Here is a 19,285-nt window from a genome sequence, read left to right as displayed (position 1 = left end):
TTATTTGAGAAAAATCATTTTTTTTGTTTGAATTAATTCATTAACCATAAGTTGATAGAAATAGATTCCACTTGGTAGCTCCATGATTCCGGACAAGCCGGAATGACTGTTAAACTCAATTTCATAGATGCCGGCAGGTTTTTCTTCGTTAACAAGAGTAGCGATTTCGTTTCCAAGTACATCATAAACTTTAAGTGTTATGAAAGAATTATCATTTCGAGGAGTTTGCGACGAGAAATCTTTAAGATTCCTCACTTCGTCTGGAATGACAAAACGAATTTTTGTTGAAGGATTAAACGGATTCGGGTAGTTCTGTTCAAGTTTGAAATCATATTCACCAGGATTACTATCAACAACATCAGTGACAACATTATTATAGTAAACAAATAATTTTAATTGATTGAAAACTTCGAAATTCATTATCTGATAAGAACCGTGACCTTCTATCGGAACACTTATGAAAGAACCGTCTATTAAATCCTGAACCAAACCTGTGACTTCAGGAGGCACATTCCATTTGAAATACATTTCCGTTGCACCGAGCATACTCTGATATCTGAGTCTGTGTTCGACTGTCCCTGAATAAGGAAAACCAGGAGCATTTCTGTAATCGAGCCAGGAACTAAGTGAACCATTAAATCCATTTTCAGGAAGAATCCATCTTGCATCGAATGCACCGGTCGGTGGATATGGTGGAAGATCGCTTTCTCCAAGAAGGAAATCTATTCCATTCGTTGCAGTCTGATCCAGTCCGAAGTACAGAATTTTTTGTCCGCCGGCATTATCATAAATCTCAAACGGGATTGAAACCTGTGCCTCAGTCTGGCATAAAGAGATGCTGCTGAAGAAGATAACAATAAAGAGAACCATTGTGTAAAGCAGAGTATTTTTTATATGAATTATCATTTTAAAAATATCATTTTCTTGGATGAAACAAATTTGTTTGTTCTTATTTCATAGATATAAATACCACTTGCAATGTCGGTGGCGTTCCACTGGTAGCTGTATCTTCCGGCTTCCAATGTTGTGTTTGCTATCTCATCTACCTTCTGTCCTAATGTGTTGTAAATCGTCAGCGTTACTTCTGTTGCTTCTGGCAGATCAAACTTTATCGTTGTCATCGGGTTAAATGGGTTCGGATAGTTCTGTTCTAAACTATATGTTTCCGGTATCTCTCCTGCTTTCTCTATCCTCAGCTTATTCACTGATTTGTTGCTGATTATTATTTCTTCACCTTCTACTAACCTGTGACTTCCTACTTCCTCTCCACTCGATATTTCTACTAATCTATATTCTACCCCATTCTTCAGGTTTGTAATCTTTATCCTCACAGGATATTCACTCGCCTGAATCTTTATTGTTGCTTCATCATTCTCCGTCAACTTGTAATCGTCTTCAAGTCTTACATCAAACGCTCCAACAGGCGGTACCGGCGGCATACTGTAGCTTTCCTTATTGATACTTCCTTCCAGCTTTCCGTTGAGGTATAACGTCTGGCTGTTGTTTGCTCTGTCAGTTATCTCTATCTGACTAAATTCTTCTGTTGCTTCTGAAATCTTTTCTAATTCATTATTCTCTTTCATCACCACATTATTGCAGCTTATTGTTATCGTTCCCGAACTACTTGCTTTAATCCAGTAAGCTTTTGTTCCATCAATGGAATTTGCACTGATATAACCGCCTGAATATTCAAACAAGGTGCCTGTAACTATTATACCACCTGGATCTTGAACACTGCTTAATGGAACATTACAATATGGTCCTCCGATGATATTCCAGCCAGTATTTAATGAAATGACACAATCAATCCTATCTGCTCCACTGACCGGAACAACTTGTGAGGATGGAAATTTCAACCAATAACCAGTACAATTACTAACTGTTTCAGTCGAGAAATATCCATTTGAATAGCCGAATAAAGTTCCCGCTATTGCGGATGGAAATAATGCAAGATAGTTATTATTTGAAACATCAACCGGAAGACTTATCATATTCCAGCCTGATGATATATTATAGTTTGAAGTAATTTGATAATTGAATTTTATCCTAAGAATTCCAAAACCTGATACATCATTAAACTGATTGGTAGTTCTCATATTTACATTAACAATGTTGTTGGATCCCGGGTCGACGAGATGAAAATATCCTGTCGACGGTAATTGTGAAGCATTCCAACTTAAATTTGCTGGCTCACAGCCTGTAGCCGGTTGATAACGTAAGCTCCAGAATCTTTCACCTGAAAGATTAGTACCTCGGACGTCCGTTAAAAATGGAATGCCACAACTTGTGAATCTTGCATCAAATGCATCTACGGGTGGTGGAGGTGGGGCTTCAATATCTAATCCCGGGTCGAAACAATCTGTAGCTCCGGGTGCAGTTCCGAATTTCAGAGCGACCTGATTTGTGCAATTATCAGATACAATTAAATCAACACCGAAGTCCAGTGCCGGTACTACCACCTGAATTGATGCAGTCCTACGATGAACGGGGGTTCCATTCGGACCTTCACCTTTAATATTGATAGTGTAGTTTCCGAGTGTAACATTCCCGGACGTCCTAATCCGCATCGTAACATTTCCAGGAAATGAACTTAATGTATTACCCTGCGGGAAATCAATAATGAATGAACCGCTCGGCGGAGTCGGAGTAATGTTAGCAGAAAATATTGCTGTTGAATTATAAAGCTTGACACTCGGTACTTCAATATTTATAAATGCACTATCATTATTATTATCAATAGTTGAATTTGATGGCGAGACTTTCATTGCAAAATCAGGAAAGTAAGCAACATAACTTCCAAAATCTCCGAAACGAAAATCCGTCCACATCATCATTGCCTGATTATTTGTGGAAACGACAGCATCATAATCACCCTGATAACGAGGCGTTCCTCCACCGCCGCAGGTAGAACAATTAATCTTCATTTTTTGATTTGATATTCTTTGATTTTGTGCCCACGTAACTCCGCCGTCATCCGAATAGCTTGCATAAATGTAAGCGCTGTCGCTTGTCGGAGTGTCTCTCGTATCCATCCACTTCACGTACAATCTGCCGGAAGATTTATCGCACCAGATAGATGGATGCCATTGATGATTAGCGGTCGTGTTCAAATCATCATTAACTCTTATTGCAGATGACCATGTTATTCCCTGGTTAGTTGAATACCTGCAGAAAATATCAGGCTTGTTTCCATTGCCTGAGGGAGTATTGGAAGCATAAACACAATAAAATCTTCCCCGGTAGGTACCGTTACTTTGATCAGCAGCAATGAATGGATATGGACGCGTTCTCATATTCTGAACAGAATTTCTTCCGTTAACATCCGTGCCGACATAGTTAGCAAAATTCTGTGCTGATTTTTGTGTGAAGTTTAATCCGCCGTTTGTCGATGCATAAAAAGTATATGTAGAAGCAAAAGAACTTCCGGAATTAGTGACAACATACACCGCACCTCCGTCCGTAGTTCCGTTCGGTCCGACACAAACCATCATACCGGGTAATGTTTGTGTTGAGAAAGTTGCCGTTGTTGTCCAGCTTGCACCAAAATTTGTAGAGCGTGCAAAGTTACCGGGAGTCATTGTTGTGTAAACATAATTTGCATATGGACCTGTTGTCTGATCAGCAGCCATCCAGTTTTTGTCATTGCCGGAAATAGCTGTAACAGAAGCAGACCAAGTCGCGCCGTTATTTGTGGATCTCATCACTTTACAGCCTGTAATTCCTCCGAACATAGTTTCGTAATATAAATTACCTGCACCATCGTACGCCGTGCAAGGATCGCCATCTGCAGGAACACCAAATACAGGCGATGAACTTAACCAGTTAAATCCATCGGTCGTACGCCAGGCATTATTAATATTGTATGCGCCGAAATACTGCAGCGGATTATTTGGATTTTGTGAAAGATGCGGTTCGGCAAAATCAACTTCGAGGTTAAAATTATCATAGCCATCATTATCTGTTATTACATCCTCTTCACTATCAGAATAATTAATATTTTCCAGCCACTCACGGGGGACACGATCGACAAAAGGATTATCGCCCTGAGGATGAACAATGCCAGTAAAAACTATCAACAATAAAACTGCTAATGATTCTATTCTATTTTTAATGATAAAAATATTTTTCATTCAGGATTTTCTTCTCTTGTCACTTTAAGATTGTTAATTTTTTAGATAGTACTTGATTGTCTGTTTCCAGGGTATAGAAGTACACACCAGATGGAAGATTATCGGCATTAAAGCTAATCGAGTATGTACCAATACTTTTATATTCATCCGAAATTGTTTTTAGGTTTTCTCCAAGAATATTGTAGAGAACAATTCTTATTCTCCCTTCTTTTGGAATTGAATAACTAATATTCGTGATTGAATTAAAGGGATTGGGGTAATTTTGGTATAGAATTATTTCTGTGGGAAATATCTCTTGATCTTCTTGAGGAATTGAAGTAATAATCTCGCCCAAGTATCCATACTTATTAACTTGCTGCGCAATTATTGTAAATTGATTTATCGGACCAATGGTTATAAAACCACCTTGACCATCGGTTGTATTCTCATATGCTATTGCAGGATAAGAAACTACAATGCCATTTTCATTCCACAACTTATTACCAAGTGTATCATACATCTGGGCAATTGTTGAAGACGTGATTGTTGCATCATTCCATACAAAAATTGTTCTACCAGAATCTGATGAAATAATATAGGGTCTACCTATTGGTGCATTATTACTTATTTGAACGCTGCCTTGTGGGAACAATTTACTTCCATCTTGTCTTAGCGCTTGGTATTGAGCAACTTGCACAATTCCATACTTTGTCCCGCTCCATCCATAATAATAATAACCATCATTACACTGGATATTAAATCTTGGATTTATATAATAAAGACTATCGGCAATCACAACATAAGGCTCTTGCCAGAGGTTGTTGCCGAGTGAATCTTTTCTTTGTGCTACAAGTTTTGGTATCATTCCAGTCCATACTAAACCGCTTACCACTACTCCTCCTTCAGGATCAGGTACAGGCTGCCCGAGTATAGTACTGCTGAATTGTTTTAATATTTCCCCGTTTTGATTTATCCGATATATAATTGTTCCAGCCTGTAAATAATAATTTCCATCTGCAGCTTTTATTACTATTGGCTGTTCATTGGATCCACTAGTTAGCATTATTCCACTATCTCCCCATACCCTTTGTCCTTCACTGTTTATCCTATTAACTTTATATTGATCAAATGTATTTACCCAGCCTACAACTGCTCCCCCATTGCCATCTGTTACAAGCTGTTGTTTTCCGTGATTTATTTCTTCGAGTGTTACTTTTACTCCTGTTGTCCCCCACAAAGAATTTCCACTGCTGTCAACTCTTTGCAACCTTACTCTTTGTTCAGTGTTAGGGAGATCTTCAAATCGGTCTTCATAGCTTACTATTACTCCACTTTCACCGTCTTCAATTATCTCTGCGTGTGATTGTTCCGGTAACTCGCCAAGTATTTGTTTTAATGTTCCCCAGGGTTTGTAACCGTATTTATCCAATCTTTCAAGAGCAAGCTTTCGCGGATAATAAATATTTTCGTAATCGTAAGTAAAATAGCATCCGCCAGCACTATCGCTACAAATGTGCGGGTCTAATCCGTAACCAACAATCAAATTATTGTTTGGATCGGTAGACCATTGTGCGTGCATTACAAACGCAGTTATAATAAACAATATTGAAATGTAATATGCCCGCATAGTTATGGTATTAAATAAATCATATTAAGTTACATCTATTTTAAAAGAAGCATTTTCTTAGTTTCAACGAAATTGCCAGCCTTTAAAACATAAAAGTACATTCCACTTGATAATCCAGCTGCGTTGAATTCAACTCTGTAAATTCCTTCTGGTTTTTCTTCATTTACCAGTAATGCCAATTCGTTACCGAGAATATCATAAACTTTTAAAGTGACTAATTGAGATTGCTTCTCCGGCAATTGCCGGATCGCAATGACAGATGGAATCGAAAAACGAATAGATGTTGTCGGGTTAAATGGATTTGGATAATTTTGTTCAAGGGAATATTCCACCGGAGTTGAGACTTCAACAGTAATTACATCAGAGAATTCATATCTGCCATTATAATCAATCTGTTTTAGCTGATAGAAATAATTTCCATTTTTAACATCTCTGTCAATGTAAAAATAATCTTTTGGTTCAGTGCTGCTGCCAGATCCCGGAACAAAAGTTATTTTTTGCCAATCGGTTCCGTGAGTCAGTCGATAAATTTCAAAGCCGGAATTATTTAATTCAGTCTGCGTTGTCCATCTTATATGAACTTCATTTCCATCTACTTCGGCAGCAAAGCTGGTCAATTCAACCGGTACTATGTAATCATTGTTTTTTAGAAATTTACCTCCTGATCCGCAGATAAGTCCAACCTGGTTTTCGGTAAATAAAATCTCATAAAAAGAAGTAATATTTCCTCCGCTGAAATCACTGAACCAGGAGGAACCTCCATTTGTAGTTTTGTAAACCAGCTCAGGAGAACCGACAACAAAAGAATTCTGCTGATCGACAATATGAATATCGTTGAGCAATCCTAAGCTGCTTACTGTATTCAAATCCCAGATCACTCCGGCATCTGTTGTAACAAGAACTTTTCCGCTGTCACCACAGACCAATCCGTAATCAGCATTTAAAAATTCCACTCCATAGAAATCTTTCAGGATAGTTCCACCATAAACTTCAGTCCATAACAAACCGCTGTCAGTAGATTTATAAATTTTCTCATCGCCACCTGTAAGAAATAAATTTGTGTCATCTGCGTAACAAATATCTTCAACGCTGCGCTTAACTCCCAAAGTTGAATCCCAGGTTACTCCGCCATCTGAAGTTGTATAAACTTCAGATGGATAGCTGACAATAACACCGTTATTTTCATCAAAGAATTTGATGTTATTGAAGTACCATAATTTGTCATCGATCATTTGAAATGTCCAATTAGTTCCGCCATCGGTTGTTTTCATCAGAAAGTTCTGGTATCCACCAACAAATCCTACATTCAATGAAGTAAAGCAGACAGCCTTCAAACCGGGTAAAGTATCAGCAGAAATTTTTGTCCAGTTTGAGCCGCCGTCAGTTGTTTTAAGAATGATTCCATCTCCACCAAATGGTAAAGAAGATCCGACTGCAAAACCAACATTGCTTTGTCCCGGCGGAAAGCTCATATCAAATATGTGAACCGGAAAACCGGTATCAATCCATTGCCAGCCCTGAGCAGTAATATTTTGAATGAAGAATAAAAATAAAACTGCTGTGGCTGTTATTATATTTTTCATTTTGTTCCCATAATCTTTTATGATTATAAATTTTACTTGAGAAGAATCATCTTCCTTATGGCATTAAATTTTTCTGTCCTTAATTCATAGATATACATTCCGGTTGCAACACTGCTTGCATTCCACTGATACTGATATTTACCAGCTGTCAATGATGTGTTCACCAACTCTGCTACCTTTTCTCCCAATGCATTGTATATTGATAACTTCACATTTGCCACATCTTCCGGCAATGAGAACTCTATCACTGTGCTTGGGTTGAATGGGTTCGGATAGTTCTGCTCTAATGAGTAGACTGTTGGTAACAATTCGCCACTTACCATCAGCTTCTGTATCGTTGCGTCACTGATCACTACATCCTCACCTGACTTCAGGTTTGTGTTCAACATCTTTCCGCTTTCATCCATCAGCCTGATATCCATTCCTTCTACTCTTACCGTCAATGGATATGTTACTCCACTCATATCTATCGCCTTTATCGAACTGTTTATATCTTCTGCTATCCTTCCACTGTTGTACCTGATGTCAAACATTCCTGCAGGTGGTGCCGGTGGTAAGTCATACTGGCTTAAGTCTACTTCTCCTTTTACTCCATACAATGTGTAGTTTATTCCAGTTGCATCTGTCAGGATGATTCTTCCCCAATTCTCCGGGAAGTATTCTACCGGTTCACTCTTTGCCATTGTCTCAGGTATGATTATCTGTCCTGCACCTGTAAGTTTTATCCAGTATCCATATCCTGGATCAAGTGTCGTTGCAGTTGAATATCCTCCTGCATATTTGTATATCGGTCCACTCTGCAATCCCGGTGGATTTGTTGTTACGTTGGCTGCTGTTACAACCAGTTCATATCCTCCAAACAGATTCCATCCACTGGCTCCTGCTATCGGATCGTGTGCTACTATCTGTATTCCGCCTGCCGGCCATTCGTCACCTGTGTTATAGGTTCTTGCACCGGTGTGTTTCATCCAGTAGCCTGTTCCTGGTACTGCTGTCGTTACTGATTGATATCCACCTGCATATCTGAATACGTTTGCACCCGGATCTCTGAACTGCCACCACGTATTTACGTTCTGATCGGTTGGATGCAATCCCGGTATTGATATCATATTCCAGCCATCACTTACATTCGCTGACAGTTGGAAAGTTGTTGCAGCTTCAACAACTTTAATAATTCCCTCGAATGGAATAGTTCTTCCACCACTTACCGTTATATTAAGATCACCGGTTGATTGAGTAGATAAACTAATTAATGCTGTTCCATTGGAAAGTGTTGTTTCGACCTGAAAATTATTAGGACCTGAAATGCAAACTAAAGCATCAGATACAGGCGTACCGGTTCCGGATTCAGTAACCAATACACTCACCTGACTATTTCCAACTCCAACCGTATCAGTATAATTTACTGTAATATTTCTTGGAGTATCTTTCCAGATATGTAGGCTTGGATCACCAAGGATGTGGTAAATCCTGTAATGGTAGCCGACAAAATAATCTGCTCCTCCAAAGATTTCGTACATATAAAACTTACCTCTTAGCAAAGCTTCACCCGGAGAATCCAATCCTTCGTCGAACATCCCAATATAAATTCCTTTATCCAACTGATTATTATAAGCTGTGTGAGTATTTGAAGTTGGTCCAATAAACGCGCAAGCGCCTTTAGGATTATTTTCATCACCGATTTCCAGCCAAGCTTCACCGAAATTATTACTTGAGTTTGCAACCCAATTGGCAACGCCACAGCCAATACTTGTAACGAAAGTTGATTTCGCACCATTATTAAGAGCATTAACTTGAGTAGTACTATAAGAAAAACAATCAGCCCACCATTGAGTGTACCATCCTTCGCCTCTGTAATTTAACCAGCCGCGGCCGGCATTGATCATATTAGAAATTGTTGTTACGTTACCTGGACAAGGATACCCATTATACATCGAATCTACTGAAATAAAATTACCACTGGTTAACATTTTTTGTGCTGTAAACCTTTTGGTCTCTATTTGTGATACATAAGCATCATTAGAACAAACTAATCCTTTTCTAAACCAGTCTGGATCAACTAGAAAAGGAGCTTTCTCATAATTCATCAGTTTATTTCTGATGTTTCTAAGCTTTGCACTTGCCTGATTTGTCCATCTGCCAATCATCATTTCAGGGAAATAATCATTTCCGGCTAATTCAACAAAATAATTATCGTACGCGAATGTCCATCCATCCATAGTAATGTTCTGATGCGGAGCAACTCCATTATCACCAATCAGCAATACATGTGTTGGAGGGTGAAGCCAGGTGGAATATGCTGTCAAAATATAATTTCTAATTGGTGTCGGATTTGTCCCTGTAGCACCTATATCACTGAATTTTATAACATTTATATAAGTTCCGGTTTTATGATTCCAATCAGCATAAGATTGAAATGAAGTCACGAATGAATCGGGCATGATGCAAAGCATATGATCATAACCGGTGACATTACCATTGTACTCACGCTGCAGTACTTCCTTGTAATTAAATATGCTACTCCTGTAAATCCTATCGAAGGATGGAGATATTGGTTTTTTCAGACTCAACTTAGGATTTATCCCTAACCCTCCACCATATTTTATCTTTACTGTTATCGAAGATACTATTTCAATTTCCTTTTTTAATGGTGAATACCTTATAGGAAATATTGAAATACGGGTAATTCTGAAGTCCCTGAAAATCCCTGGTTCTTCCACACTAACATATTCTGCCGGGTAGAACTTTTCTGAATTAAAGGCCGAATTATTCTTTATATATTCAGATTCAGGTTCACCTTCAAACCAGCTCTTTCTAACAGGAGGAAGATTAATTCCTTTAAAAGTTTTAAATCCTTCTGTTTCTAATACTTCCACGCTGATATTCCCTTGATCGGGTATTGCCAGTACTTTTGCTATGTGTGGAATTTTAGGAAGACCAACCTCTGTGGTCACTGCTTCATCGCCAATTAATATTGAATTATAAACAACACCATCGGAATTAAATTCTTTAATTCTAATTCCTGGAAGTTGAACCTTAATTATTGTGCCCGATATGTCATCACTTAATAGTTCGACAATCGGTTTTGAATCGGGCAATGAATTTTCATTAAGTGGTATCCACTGAGCAATGACGAAAGAATTGAATGATAAAACAAGAGCAAAAAGGAGTAAATGTTTTTTCATTTTAAGTACCCTTAGTTAATGGGAAAAGATGACTATATAAATTTAATTGTTTAATGCCTGAATTCGGTCTAATAATAATTAATAAATACTGGAGGTAATTTTTCCTCAACAATTTTACTCGAATGTAATAAAAATCTCAAATATTTATTAATGATTATTCATTCCTGAAAAAAATATTTAGAAAAACGGATGTAAGTAATAAATGATTTTCAGGGAGGAGAGTTAATAGAATTATCTCTATTATTTTTAATAATATTTTCCCTCACTCCTTAAAAATACATTTTTAAGAGCCCTGTCCGCACCGAAAGGGCTCCTACTTCAACTTACCTCAATAATAACATCTTCTTTACTGAAACAAAATTATCTGTCATCAATTCATAGATATACATTCCGGTTGCTACATCCTGTGCATTCCACTGGTATTGATATCTTCCAACCTGCAATGATGTGTTAACCAGTTCTGCTACTTTCTCTCCAAGTATACTGTATATAGAAAGTCTAACATTTGCCACATCTTCAGGCAATGAGAATTCTATCACTGTGCTTGGGTTGAATGGATTCGGAAAATTCTGCTCAAGTTGATAAATCAAGGGTAATTCATAAATATCCTCAACTGAGGATACTACATTGTTGTAATAAATAAAAAGTTTTAATCGATCAATATTCTGGAAATTGTTTATCTCATAAATACCGCTTCCACTTATTTCGAGATTGATTATTGTTCCATTTGAAAGATCTTGTATAAGTCCAGTTACTGTTGCAGGTAAGTTCCAACCTATATACATCACGGTTGCACCTGATCTACTTTGATATCTGAATCTATGTTCAATTGTTCCAGTAAAAGGAAATGCTGGGACAAATCTATAATCGCTCCATGAACTCAGAGTTCCACTGAATCCATTTTCTGGTAGAAGCCACCTCGCATCGAAGGCTCCAACCGGAGGATAAGGTGGTAGTTCACTTTCCCCCAGATGAATGTCAATCCCATCTGTTGCGGTTTGATCAAGCCCGAAGTAAAGAGTTTTTTGCCCACCTGCATCATCATAGATCTCAAAAGAAATGGAAATTTGTGGTGTCGATTGACAAAAATTATTAACATAACATAAAGACAAGATGGTAAATACCAATACTAAATTACTTCTCACGCTATAGTATTTAAGTTTATTAAATGAGTAAAAGGAAATCTTCAACTATATGTGTCGTATAAAATAATCTAATTTCCAAATAATTATAACGGAATATTTTATTAATTGCTTACTAAATTTTATGAATACTCACATTAATATTATTGACGAGCCCTGCATCGACGCTGGGTTCAACTATCTACTAATTATTTCAAGAGTAACATCTTTTTAACGGAAACGAAATTATCAGTTCTTAATTCATAAATATACATTCCTGATGGAACTCCACTTGCATTCCACTGGTATTGATATCTCCCAGCTTGCAGTGATGTATTAACAAGTTCTGCTATTTTCTCACCAACAGTATTATAAATTGAAAGCTTCACATCGGCTACTTCTTCCGGTAAAGAGAACTCGATTATTGTACTCGGGTTAAATGGATTTGGATAACTTTGATATAATGTATACTCTGTAGGCAATTCGGATTTATCTTCAACCGAAACAATTGGTTCTATCGTAAATATATTGTCACTAACGTCGTTTATTTCAGCACTATCTACATCACTGATTCGTACGAGACATTGTGTTGATGGAGTATTAGGAATTGTCCAATTATAACTTCCAAGTGCCGCCAGCCTTGAGGGAACCACAACGATCCATTCACTTCCATTATTTGTTGAATATTCAATTTTGATGTAAGAAACATCCTGCCTTGTCCATTTAACCTGATGGATTGTGCCAGCTACCCAGTCTTCACCACCATTTGGAGCAGTTACCGTTACCACTGGATTTGGAGCTATGGTTATTGTAAAAGTTGCATCGCTAACATCATTGATAGATGCATTACTTGCATCACTGATACGAACCAAACACTGAGTTGATGGTGTGTTTGGTACTGCCCAGCTAAAGCTACCGCTTGATGCAGGTGTTGATGCTATCACACTTAACCAGCTACTACCATTATCTATCGAATAATCAATACTGACATCTGTAATATTCTGGCTAGTCCAAGTTATATTATGCTGACTATTACCTATCCAACTTTCGCCACCATTTGGATCAGTAACTGTAATTGCAGGAGAAATTATAAAAGCGCTATCACTGACATCAAATCTAGAAGCAATACTTTCATCACTGATTCGTACAAGACATACTGTTGATGGAGTATTAGGTATTGTCCAGCTATAACTTCCATTTACTGCAGGAACTGAAGATGCAACATTTAACCAAAGACCACCATTGTTTGTTGAATAATCAATTTTTACATTATTAATATTAGAGCTGGTCCAGGTTATATTTTGTTGACTATTAACCAGCCAGTCTTCACCTCCGTTTGGAGAAGTTACCTGAACTGTTGCCTGTCCAGGAACAGGCACAATGACAAAGTCATCTAAGTGTAAAGTTAGTGAAGTTCCTGAACTGGCTTCTTCAAATTTAAGCAGGTAGCCTAAATAATCCTGACCTGAATTAAAGTAATAATTTATTCTGCCCCAGTTTTGAAAGAAATTTTGTGTAATAATTATTCTACCACTATCAGGATCAATTATTGCAGTATTATTTAGAGAATCAATACCAAGAGCAACTTCCCCAGCTGCAGTCAATCCATAAACACCTAAAAAGTTATTTGCTGTAACAGAGTCTTTGATCCAGAACGTTAACTTGTAATCTATATTATTTAAAGGAGTCAATAATGTCTGCATCAATTGAGTCCATCCTCCGATAGGATCTGTTCCTGATTTAATTTCCACACTCCAGCTTCCTAAGTGCGCTACTGTATTCACCGGTTCGACAGAAGCACCGGTTACTGTTACGTTTGCATCCCAAAATTCAAAGTTATTAGCATTCTCAAATCCTCCATTCCTTACCAGATCTTGTCCATTTAAAATTGAAAATGAAAATGCTAAAATGCAGAATGTATAAAGTGCCTTCATTTAATCTCTCCTCATTATTTTTAATAATTATAATAGTTAATAAATTTTAAAAAACTTCTCTTTGATTAAAATAAAATTTTAGTTGAGACATTACCTTTTAGAAACTCTGAAAAATTTCAATGTCTAAAATGAATATAGAAAAAATCAATTTTGCTTAATTAACTTATGCCGCTCTTCGAACAATTGATCATATTGCCGGACTCTTTCAGAATTTTTTGTTTCATAACTTATTGAAACTGCTGAAGTATATTAATCGACATTACTACTGTTCTTGCTTCTTATTTTAATATTTTTATTTATTGCAGCAACTATTATCGAAATTTTCAGCTTATGTCAATGAATTCTTCAGCAGTTTAAATATGTTAATTACTGTTTCAGCAAATCCTTGTGAGTAAATGTGATACTTTAATTTGAGTTATAAATTTCCCTTCAGCTCATAATTGAAATATTTAAATATCCATTTAATTACTAAATTATATTTTAATAAATCACTTCGATAGTACTATAGACAACTTATTTTCTAATTAAATAAAGGCGGCCTTAATCAGACCGCCCTTTATATTTCAGATAATTACTTCAACAATAACATCTTTTTAACTGAGACGAACTTATCCGTCCTCAGTTCATAGATATACATTCCGGTTGCGACACTTCCTGCATTCCACTGGTATTGATATCTTCCTGCCTGCAGTGATGTGTTAACCAGTTCTGCTACCTTTTCTCCCAATGCATTATAGATCGATAACTTCACATTTGCCACATCTTCCGGCAATGAGAACTCTATCACTGTGCTTGGGTTGAATGGATTCGGATAGTTCTGCTCCAATGAATATACTGTCGGCAGCAACTCTCCGCTTACCTTCAGCTTCTGTATCGTTGCATCACTGATCACTACATCTTCACCTGATTTCAGATTTGTGTTCAACATCTTTCCGCTTTCATCCATCAGCCTGATATCCATTCCTTCTACCTTTACTGTCAATGGATATACTACCCCGCTCATCTCTATCGTCTGCACTGCACTGTTGATGTCTTCTGCTATCCTTCCACTCGTGAACCTGAAATCATACATACCTGCCGGTGGTGCCGGTGGTAATTCATACTGACTTAGGTCTACTTCTCCCTTTACTGCATACAATGTGTAGCTTACTCCTGCTGCATCTGTCAGTATTATTCTTCCCCAATCCTCTGCAAAGTATTCTACTGGTCTGCTTTCCTTTGCCATCGTCTCCGGTATGATTATCTGTCCCGCGCCTGTTAGCTTTATCCAGTATCCAAATCCCGGATCGATTGTCGTAGCTACGCTGTATCCACCTTGATACTTGAAGATTGAGCCGGTCTGCAGTCCCGGAGGATTTGTTGTTACGTTGGCTGCTGTTACACTTAGCTCATATCCGCCTATCATATTCCAGCCTGAGGCTCCTGCTAGTGGTACGTGTGGTACTATTTGTATTCCTCCTGATGGCCATTCGTCTCCTGTGTTATATACTCTGGCTCCATCTTGTTTCATCCAGTATCCCACTCCCGGAGTGGCTGTGGTTACTTGTGTATATCCACCTTGATACCTGAACACCTGTGAGCCTGCTACTCTAAATGCCCACCACGTACCTACATTCTGATCTACCGGATGCAATCCAGGTATCGATACCATATTCCAGCCATTGCCTAAGTTGACTGAAAGCTGGAAGGTGGTTGCGCCGCCTAAGGTTTGGGTATAAATTTGCGTATTTTTACGACCAAAATTACCATCATTACCTCCGGCAACAATAAGTTTCCAAATATTCCCATCATTCACTGTTCCAAATGAAGAACCAACAACCGGTACTGGGAGATTTTCCTGAGCTGACCATGTATCAGTTCCAGGATAATAAACAAAGCAATAGTTTGGATCTGTAGGTATAAAACCGCCTGGAGCTCCAGTTGTTACTATTACACCGTCAGTACCCCATTTTGCTGCATCAAATCTATATAAAGGACCAGCGGGATTTCCACCAACTAAACGAGAATGCTCTTTTGGTTTAGTTGGATTATTAATCGATTCAATAAGATTAACACTATATTCTAAGTATGATTTGTTCTGAGCACCAGGATACATACTTAGTTGCGTTGTCCAGGTGATTACTGCCGGATTTCCTGCATCTATCGTTCCGACAAATACAGTATTTTCAATTCCTTCCGGACTGGCACCACCGATATAAACAAGCTTGTTGCCTGAAATGGCAAAGGCACCACCAAATCTTGCACCTGGCATTGAAGTGGCTGTTGACCATGTATTAGTTGTTACATTATATAATAAAACTGAGCTTTCATACTCGAAAGTAGTACCGCCTATATCTCCTGTTATTCCACCAGCTACATATACGTAATTATTATTATATGCTACAGCTTTATGCCACCCTCTTTCCTCACCTGTTGGTAGTGGTGCAACAGTAGTCCAGGAATTTCCAATAATGTCATACTTAAACACTGAACCCGAAGGCACCGTAACAGCTTCAGGGTAACCGCCCATCGCATAAATAAAATTACCAACAGTAGCTGAAGCGAACCTGTCTCTGTCTCCGGGCATCGAGGCCTTCACTGTCCACGTATTTGTATTAACATTATAGTCATAACAAGCTGTTTTTGTGATACTTCCAGTTCCAACACCTCCGATGCTAAATAAATGACCAACAGTAGCATCTACAGTTGTTTCAATCCAGCTTGTACCAGTTCCCAAAAATGTTGTATCTGGTAACTCAGCACCAACGGTCCAATCACCACTAGCGTCCCATACATATAGTGGTTGGCTGGAACAATTATTGGCGTTATTAAGATCTCCTACCAATTCTGTACAAACATTAACTGTAAAAGGACCACCTGTTGCGGCTGTCCAGGGATCAAATGTCACTTGCTGAGTAGCATCAGGGGCGAGATTTGTTACAGTCTTTGTAGATGAGTAAGTACCGATTGTCATTGTAACAGGAAACGTTTGTGTTAGACCACCATAATTACGTACTGTAGCCTGCGGGGTTGGGCTGCCCGGAGCAATTGCAATACCAAGATCAATTGAAACCATTCCGGCATCCGCTGGCAGCAGTTGAATAGGAGATGGTATTGCTGAGAAATAATAATTATCAATATACATTTCATCAGAAGCTGTAGCACCGAAGAAATCATTCGCTTCTAATTGTTTTGCGATTGGATCGCCAAATGTACCAAGTGTATATTGCCAGGTGTATACTAAGGAACCGTTAATCCTCAGCGTAGCCAAATCAGCATCAAGATCAATCTTCAACCATACTTGAAACCATTGATCATGTGGATAGAAGAATGATGCTGCGCTTGCACCTCCAGCATCAATTGTTCCCGTACCACCCGGATTAAAATATGCCTGCATAGCGAATTCGGAGGCCGCACCAGCAAAATCTGATAGTGTATTAAAGTATCCAGCTTTACCTGCTGGTATGTAAGTCATCCAGCTCAAATACCAAACCCCAGATGTGACTGTGCTATTTACCCTAACAAGGTCATTATTCTGTACTATTTTAACAGAATTATTTGGACTGAAAGCATATGTTGAAGAGACGAAAGGATCTTCAGCCGTGCTCGTCGGACCACTCCAGGTTTGCCAATTAGTAGTTTGTCCACATAATTGTAATCCAGCTGTATACGAATCAAAGTTGTCAAAAAATTGATCTGAGATCCCTATGTTGTCTAAGAAAAGCCAATTACCATAATCAGATATTGCTGTAAACTTAACATTGGTTGTATTAGGCGGTAGATTTAATGTTCGAGTTGACCATTCAGTATCTAATGGGAAATATGGATCCGTATCTGACAGACCATATGGATTCAGATTATCATCACCCGGTGCACCATTATACATAGCAGCTAATATAGTCCAGGTAGTACCTCCATCTGTTGAATAATAAATGTCCAATTCATCTTGTTCAACACCACTGTAATCTGCATAAGCCCAATCAAATGTTAAAGCAGGATTTGAAGCTGCAGCTGAGTTATACTCTAATGAAATAAGATCCATTTGAGCTGGTGGTCCAACGACATAAAAATCAGCAAGAGCAGAGTACAGACCAAGACCATAACCGCTAGCACTATCAGATTCTGCATAGTAGGCGTTACTTTTCCATAAAGTACCAGTTGATAGCGTCCAGCATTCAGGTGGGAACAATCCATCTTCAAAATTTGCTGTTACTGGAAAATTAAATACAGGGCATGGTTCTGCTTCTGTAGTGAAACTCCACAAAGTACCTGTTGTGGTACCCGTTGCACCTATTTCATCAACTCGCCAATAATATTTAGTTGAATAAGTAAGACCAGTTACAGCTTTCGAAGTAACAAGAGAGCCTGTGTGAATCTGAGTCAAACTTGCTGGATTCAATCCAAGATATACATTAACGGATGTTGCCCCAGCCGGATTAACCCAGCTCAATGTGTTGTTTGGTACAGTAATTCCTGTTGCAGCATTAGCGGGATTTGGGGTTATAGCGTAACCTGGTCCCTGAGGTGTAGATGGAACAAGTTCATATGCAAAAAATCTATCAGGTCCTCCTTGCATAACACCACCTAAAGTTACTTCGCCTGAAATGAACTGGTTAGTAATAAACAAACCACCTGCAATTCCTGTATTGGGTTGACCTATGCCTACATCGTTTTTCACATCTTTCGCAACACCGGTATATAGACCTGTTGTATAGTTCATTTGATAAATATATTGTGGTGTACCCTCACCGGCTCCTTGGCTCCATACCCAAAGATAAGGTCCCCCTGAGGTCCACTTATCATATGCAAGACCATATACTCCAGTAACAGTATTTGTAATTGTCCTCAATAATGTACCTGTCAAACTGAACTCATAAAAATTCAGATTTGGCGCTGTCCAGTTTCCACCAATGATTGAACCAGCGCCTCCATTTCCATCAGGATTATAGGTTATAAATCTGAAACCGTTAGGTGCACCTACAACTGAAACCGTTCCAACGACTGTTTTAGTTACTGGATCGACTTTCTGAACTGTAGTTGATGAAGTAGAGTGATAAACTACGGTGCCATCAAAACACATTCCTCTAGTACCTGCAAATGGTAGTGTAAATTCAATATCTAATGTACCATTAGTATTCCACTGATGTGCAATGGCTGAACCCCACCTGCTTGTCCAGAATTTTCCAATTGTAGGGATATAAACACAGCCTGCATTTCCTGCAGCACCCGTTACTGTATTCATATCGTAATTAAATTCAACATCCCACTGAGATTCAGTAGGTTGTAGAATTTGTAAATTTTGTTTGTAGAACGGACTAACGTCCAATGTGTTTTGAGCAAAAACATTGGATGATAAACTAATTACAATAGCTATTAATAATAGCGTATTAAATTTGAAAATGAATTTCATAAGAATCCTCCATTTATGATTCTTTGTGAATAAATAATTGATTTATTATTAACGGACTTTTCTTAATCAATGCTCTACAGGTTACAGTTAACACGAACTTCTGTAAAGCTATTATAAAGGAAAGATTAATGGATTGCTGTTATGCATAGTACCTCCGTTTTTAAAATATTAAAGTTGATGTTAATTAGGGTATTAAGTGAGAATTGTATCTTATAACAAGATAACAGGATTGAATTATGTATATAAGCTCTTAACATTTTTATTGTTAAATACTGATTTATAATTTTTTTAAGACCTAAAACACGTTTAACTCTTTTTTTTCACATTTACTTTATGA

General features: G+C 38.0%; 8 protein-coding genes. All 8 read right to left on the bottom strand.

Going from position 1 to position 19,285, the window contains the following annotated elements; all coding sequences use genetic code 11:
• A complete protein-coding gene (locus tag IPM14_14715) occupies window positions 1-906 on the bottom strand; it encodes a T9SS type A sorting domain-containing protein (GenBank protein MBK9099336.1) in 906 nt (301 codons plus the stop codon).
• Window positions 903-4,130 carry a T9SS type A sorting domain-containing protein gene (locus IPM14_14710; protein MBK9099335.1) on the bottom strand — a complete coding sequence of 1,076 codons (3,228 nt, stop codon included), beginning with the start codon at window positions 4,128-4,130 and terminating at the stop codon, window positions 903-905. Before IPM14_14710 ends, IPM14_14715 begins: the two co-directional genes overlap by 4 nt.
• A gap of 19 nt (window positions 4,131-4,149) precedes the next feature.
• Window positions 4,150-5,712 (bottom strand): T9SS type A sorting domain-containing protein, encoded by a 1,563-nt coding sequence (locus IPM14_14705; GenBank protein MBK9099334.1) that lies wholly within the window; start codon window positions 5,710-5,712, stop codon window positions 4,150-4,152.
• 59 nt (window positions 5,713-5,771) lie between these two features.
• Window positions 5,772-6,968, bottom strand: coding sequence for a T9SS type A sorting domain-containing protein (locus tag IPM14_14700; GenBank protein ID MBK9099333.1), 1,197 nt, complete (start codon window positions 6,966-6,968; stop codon window positions 5,772-5,774).
• 383 nt (window positions 6,969-7,351) lie between these two features.
• The gene (locus IPM14_14695) at window positions 7,352-10,504 is read right to left on the bottom strand and encodes a T9SS type A sorting domain-containing protein (protein ID MBK9099332.1); all 3,153 of its coding nucleotides are present in this window, start codon (window positions 10,502-10,504) and stop codon (window positions 7,352-7,354) included.
• A 323-nt stretch (window positions 10,505-10,827) separates the two neighbouring features.
• Complete coding sequence (locus tag IPM14_14690; protein MBK9099331.1) at window positions 10,828-11,631, bottom strand: T9SS type A sorting domain-containing protein; 804 nt, start codon at window positions 11,629-11,631, stop codon at window positions 10,828-10,830.
• 203 nt (window positions 11,632-11,834) lie between these two features.
• The gene (locus IPM14_14685; GenBank protein ID MBK9099330.1) at window positions 11,835-13,559 is read right to left on the bottom strand and encodes a T9SS type A sorting domain-containing protein; all 1,725 of its coding nucleotides are present in this window, start codon (window positions 13,557-13,559) and stop codon (window positions 11,835-11,837) included.
• A 571-nt stretch (window positions 13,560-14,130) separates the two neighbouring features.
• Entirely contained in the window at window positions 14,131-18,948 is a 4,818-nt protein-coding gene (locus IPM14_14680) for a T9SS type A sorting domain-containing protein (GenBank protein ID MBK9099329.1), read from the bottom strand.
• Window positions 18,949-19,285: the final 337 nt, after the last annotated feature.

The sequence above is a fragment of the bacterium genome, assembly GCA_016716565.1.
In the GTDB taxonomy this organism is placed as follows: Bacteria; Bacteroidota; Ignavibacteria; order Ignavibacteriales; family Ignavibacteriaceae; genus IGN2.
Note: the sequence above shows the minus strand (reverse complement) of the source record. Positions and strands in the feature narration are given on the sequence as shown.